At 65.0% G+C, this 5276-nt stretch carries 5 protein-coding genes; all 5 read right to left on the bottom strand.

What is annotated here, in order from left to right; genetic code table 11:
* Positions 1 to 141: 141 nt before the first annotated feature.
* Positions 142 to 597 (bottom strand): MarR family winged helix-turn-helix transcriptional regulator, encoded by a 456-nt coding sequence (locus WCB02_RS34850; RefSeq protein WP_423965810.1) that lies wholly within the window; start codon positions 595 to 597, stop codon positions 142 to 144.
* Between the two features lie 17 nt (positions 598 to 614).
* Complete coding sequence (locus WCB02_RS34845) at positions 615 to 1319, bottom strand: ABC transporter ATP-binding protein (RefSeq protein WP_423965808.1); 705 nt, start codon at positions 1317 to 1319, stop codon at positions 615 to 617.
* The gene (locus WCB02_RS34840) at positions 1316 to 2107 is read right to left on the bottom strand and encodes an ABC transporter ATP-binding protein (protein WP_423965805.1); all 792 of its coding nucleotides are present in this window, start codon (positions 2105 to 2107) and stop codon (positions 1316 to 1318) included. The genes WCB02_RS34845 and WCB02_RS34840 overlap by 4 nt, the downstream gene beginning before the upstream one ends.
* Positions 2104 to 3990 carry an ABC transporter permease gene (locus WCB02_RS34835; protein WP_423965802.1) on the bottom strand — a complete coding sequence of 629 codons (1887 nt, stop codon included), beginning with the start codon at positions 3988 to 3990 and terminating at the stop codon, positions 2104 to 2106. Before WCB02_RS34835 ends, WCB02_RS34840 begins: the two co-directional genes overlap by 4 nt.
* Before the next feature lie 173 nt (positions 3991 to 4163).
* Positions 4164 to 5276 (bottom strand): ABC transporter substrate-binding protein (locus WCB02_RS34830; RefSeq protein ID WP_423965800.1); only part of this gene is annotated, 1113 nt, incomplete at its 5' end.

The raw sequence follows: 5276 nt of genomic DNA, 5'->3' as shown, positions 1-5276 counted from the left end.
GTGCTTGGCTCCTCCCGCCAAGGACCACTTGGAGCCGGCAGGGCAAAAACTCTGCGGCTCTCTCTTTTTTTGTGCGGTCGGGCTGGTCCTGATCGGGATCCCGTCCAATTGGTAGATCGTGGTCCGGCTTTGCCTCGCGCGTCAGCGCAGCCTGCTCAACAACCCCATCAGCGTCTCGCGCTCTTTGGCATCCAGCGGCGCCAGCGTCTGCTTCGAGATCAGAAGCGCGTTGGGCGCGGCTTTTTCGGCGGCCTCGCGGCCGGCGCGGGTCAGGCTGACCATCAGGCGGCGGCCATCGGTGGGATCGGCGTTGGTTTCGGTCAGGCCGCGCGCGGTGAGGCGGTCGATCACGCCCTTGATGGTCGCGACATCCATCGCGGTGAGCCGGCCGAGCTGGTTCTGCGAGCAGGGACCCATTTCATTGAGCTTGGCCAGCGCCGCCCATTGCGCCGATGTCAGGTTGATGCCGATATCACGGGCGAAGATCGTGGCGTGGCGCTGCCAGACCTGGCGCAGGATGAAGCCGATCTGGTCATCCAGGATATAGACCGGCTTCGCCGGCTTCGGACTCTTCTTCAGCGCCGCACTCCTCGCCATTGCCGGCCCCGCCCCCTTCAGACCGACAGATGCGCGTCGCGGATATCCGGACGCGCATCGAGCTCGGCCATGGTGCCGCCAAAGCAGATCTGGCCGCGCTCGATCAGATAGGCGCGATCGGAGATCAGTCGCGCGAAATGCAGGTTCTGCTCCGACACCACGATGCTGACGCCCTCGCGCTTCATGGTCAGGATGGCATCGACCATCTGCTCGATGATTTTCGGCGCCAGCCCCTCCGATGGCTCGTCCAAGAGCACCAGCGACGGATTGCCCATCAGCGTGCGGGCGATGGTCAGCATCTGCTGCTCGCCGCCGCTCATGCGGCCACCGGGCCGGCGCCGCATCTCGCCGAGATTGGGAAACAGCGCGAACAGTTTGTCCCGCGTCCAATACGGAGCGTTCGGCCGCTTCGGCTGGCGGCCGACTTCCAGATTCTCCTCGACCGTCAATTCGCTGAAGATGCGCCGTTCTTCCGGCACGTAGCCGAGCCCGGCGCGGACGATATCATAGGTCGGGCTGTTGGAGACGTCCCGGCCCTCGAACAGGACTCGCCCGCTGCGCTGCTCGACCAGGCCGATGATGGAGCGGAAGGTGGTGGACTTGCCGGCGCCGTTGCGTCCGAGCAACGCGACCACCTCGCCGGCGCCGACTTCGAGATTGATGTCGAACAGGATATGCGCCGGCCCATAGTGGCTGTTGAGATCGGAAACAGAGAGCTTCATGCCGACGCCCCCTCGCGGTGGCGGCGGTCATAGACCAGGCCGTCGCCGAGATAGACCGCGCGCACCTGCGGATCGGCGCGAACCTGTTCCGGCGTGCCCTCGGCGATCAATGTGCCACGGTTGAGCACGAGCAGGCGGTTGGCATGCTCGAACACCACGTCCATGTCGTGCTCCGTGAAGAGCACGCCGATTGCCTGCTCGCGGGCGATCTGCGCCGTGAGCCGCATCAGATCGACGCGCTCGCGCGGCGCCATGCCGGCGGTCGGCTCGTCCATCAGCAGCAATTTCGGCTGGTTGGCGAGCGCGACCGCGAGCTCCAGCCGCTTCAGGTCGCCGTACGCGAGCTCGCCGCAGGGGCGCTCCGCGTGCGCGGCCATGCCGACCAGCTCCAGCAACCGGCCGGCCTCCTCGCGCGCCAGCGACGGCATCGAGGCGACCAGATTGAACAGGCGCCTGTCATGCGAGACGCGGGCGACCTGAACATTCTCACGCACGGTCATGGTGGCAAAAGTCGCGGTGATCTGGAAGGTGCGCCCGACACCGAGCCGCCACAGCGTACGCGGGCGTTTACCGGTGGTTTCCTGGCCGAGCAGCTCGATGCGACCAAAGTCCGGCGTGATCTGGCCGTTGAGCATGTCGAAGCAGGTGGTCTTGCCCGCGCCATTGGGGCCGATCAGCGCCAGCATTTCTCCGGGCTGAAGTGAAAACGAGACGCCGCGCACGGCGTGCACGCCGCCGTAGGACTTGGTCAGGCCCTCGACCGACAGCAGTGGGGACGCTTCGCTCATTCGGCGACCCCAACGCGGGAGGTCGCGAGCGGCGGTTTCGCCGCTGCGGGCCCGCGGCGACCACGAATCCGCTCCAGCGTGCCGACGATGCCCATGGGGAAGGCCACGACGATCAGCACGATGAAGCCGCCGAGCACGAGTTTCGACAGATCGGTCTGGCTCACCAGATAGATGCTGAGCGCCTTGTAGACGATCGCCCCCACAACCGCGCCGGATACCGTCTCGACGCCGCCAAGCAGCACCATCACCAGCGCGTCGACCGACAGCGAGATGCCGAGACTGTCCGGAAACACGCTGCCCTTGAGATAGACAAACAGCGCGCCCGCCAGTCCAGCGATGACGCCCGAGATCACGAACGCGGTCCATTGGATGCGCTTGCCGTCGATGCCGATCGCCTCGCTGCGCAGCGGGGAGTCGCGGGTGGCGCGGAACGCGAAGCCGAACGGCGAGAACACCAGGACCCGCAATAGCGCCACCACCAGCGCGGCGGCGCCGAGCGACAGCCAGTAGAAATGTGACGGGCTCGCCGCCCAATGTTCCGGCCAGACCCCCAGAATGCCATTGTCGCCGCCGGTGACATCGACCCATTGGAAGGCGATCGACCACGCGATCTGGGCGAAGGCGAGCGTCAGCATCGCGAAATAGACGCCGCTCAGTTGCACGGCAAAGAAGCCGAATACAGCAGCACCAAGGCCGCCGACCAGCGGCCCGAGCAGGAGACAGGCAATCATCGGCAGGCCCGCCATCTTCGCGAACAACGCGGCACCATAAGCGCCGAGCCCGAACGAGGCGGCGTGGCCGAACGAGGCAAGACCGCCGACCGACATCAACAATTGCAGGCTGGCGGCGAAGATTACGAAGATCGCGATTTCGGCGCCGACCGACAGTGCGTAGTTGCCGCTCACGAACGGCAACGCGGCCGCCGCGAGCAGCACGACCAGCGCCGCGATGCGTTCGGCCGAGCTAAGCGGCCGCCACGGATTGACCGTTAGTCCCGGCGTGCGGCGCGCAGGCGCCTCCGCTTTTCCGAACAGGCCCCAGGGCCGCACGATCAGCACCACGGCCATCACCGCGAACACCAGCACGATCGAGATTTTCGGAAACACCAGGATGCCGAACGCGTTGAGCTCGGACACCAGCACCGCTGCGACGAAGGCACCGATGATGCTGCCGAGACCGCCGATCACGACCACCACGAAGACGTCGACGATGATGCGCAGATCCATCGCATGATCCACGGCGTCGCGCGGGATCTGCAGGGCACCGCCAAGCGCCGCAAGGAAGACGCCGAGCGCGAACACGCTGGTGAACAGCCATTTCTGGTTGACGCCGAGCGCCGCGACCATGTCGCGATCCTGGGTCGCGGCGCGGACCAGAATGCCCCAGCGCGTGCGCTGGAACAAAAGCCAGAGCAGGCCGAGCACGACAGGACCGAGCATGATCAGAAACAGATCATAACTCGGGACATTCTGCCCGAGAAAATCGACCGCGCCCTTTAGCCCCGGCGCGCGGCGGCCGAGCAGATCGCCGGGCCCCCAGATCAGCACCACGAGATCCTCGACCATCAGGGTCAGCCCGAAGGTCGCGAGCAGCTGGAACAATTCGGGCGCATGGTAGATGCGGCGCAGCAGCACGGTCTCGACCACGACGCCGATTGCTGCGACGATCAGGCTTGCGGTGACGATGCCGCCCCAGAATCCAAGCACGCCTGCGAAAGTATCGGTCAAGGTGAACGCAACATAGGCGCCGAGCATGTAGAACGCGCCATGAGCGAAGTTCACGATCCGCGTGACGCCGAAGATGATCGACAGCCCGGACGCCACCAGGAACAGCGACGCCGCGCTGGCAAGACCGGTCAGGAACTGGACGATGTAAAAGGCCATCAACTCGATGCTCGTTGGGGGCACCTCTTCCCGCGGGTGGGAGAGGTCGAAATTCGCGTCAGCGAATTTCGGGTGAGGGAATCTCCGCGAGTCGAGCCCTCCTCACCCCAACCCTCTCCCGCAAGCGGGAGAGGGAGAGGGAGAGGAAGGTCCTCGCTACGCGGCGACGCACCTCACTCCTTCGGCCGGAGCTTTTCGACTTCGGCGTCGCTCGGCAGATAATCCGAGCCCTTGCGATAGACCGCATCCACCATGATCCCCTTGCCGTCCTTCAGCGCGGTCTTGCCGACGAAGGCGCCGAGCGTCGACTGATGATCGATCTTGCGGAAGGTGATCTCGCCGAACGGTGACGGCACCGACAGGCCCTCGGCCGCGGCAATCAGTTTTTCCGGATCGGTCGAATTCGCCTTCGCCAGGATCGCGGCGGCGGATTTGATGGTCTGGTAGCCGACGATCGAGCCAAGCCGCGGATAGTCGTTATATTTGGCCTGATAGGCCTTCAGGAACGCGTCGTGCTCCGGAGTCTTGATCGAATACCAGGGGTAGCCGGTGACGATCCAGCCCTCCGGCGTTTCGTCCTTCAGCGGGTCGAGATATTCCGGCTCCCCGGTCAGGAACGACACCACGGTACGATCCTTGAACAGGCCGCGGGTGTTGCCCTCGCGCACAAACTTGACGAGATCGGCCGCAAAGGTGACGTTGAGGATCGCCTCCGGATTGGCGGCGGCTAGCGCCTGCACCACGGGACCGGCGTCGATCTTTCCCTGCGGCGGCCATTGCTCGTCGACCCAGACGATGTCGGGCCGCTTCTCCGACATCAGCTTCTTGAACACCGCAACCGCCGACTGGCCGTATTCATAGTTCGGCGCGATCGTGGCCCAGCGCTTGGCCGGCAGTTTTGCCGCCTCCTCCACCAACATCGCCGCCTGCATGTAGTTCGACGGCCGCAGCCGGAAGGTGTAGCGATTGCCCTTGGACCAGGTGATGGCGTCGGTCAAAGGTTCCGCCGCCAGGAAGAACACCTTCTTCTGGTTGGCGAAGTCGCTGACGGCGAGACCGATGTTCGACAGGAAGGTGCCGACCAGCATCGCGACGTTCTCGCTGGAGACGAGTTCGTTGGCGGCGGTCTGCGCATCGGCCGGCTTGCCGCCGTCATCCTTGGAGATGACGACCAGTTTCTTGCCGTTGATGCCGCCGGCCGCGTTGATTTCCTCGACCGCGAGCTGCCAGCCCTTGCGGTAGGGCTCCGTGAAGGCGGGCAACAGCGAGTAGCTGTTGATCTCGCC

Origin of the sequence: Bradyrhizobium sp. (genome assembly GCF_049581145.1) — a bacterium.
Lineage (GTDB): Bacteria > Pseudomonadota > Alphaproteobacteria > Rhizobiales > Xanthobacteraceae > Bradyrhizobium.
This window is presented reverse-complemented; position numbering and strand designations above follow the sequence as displayed.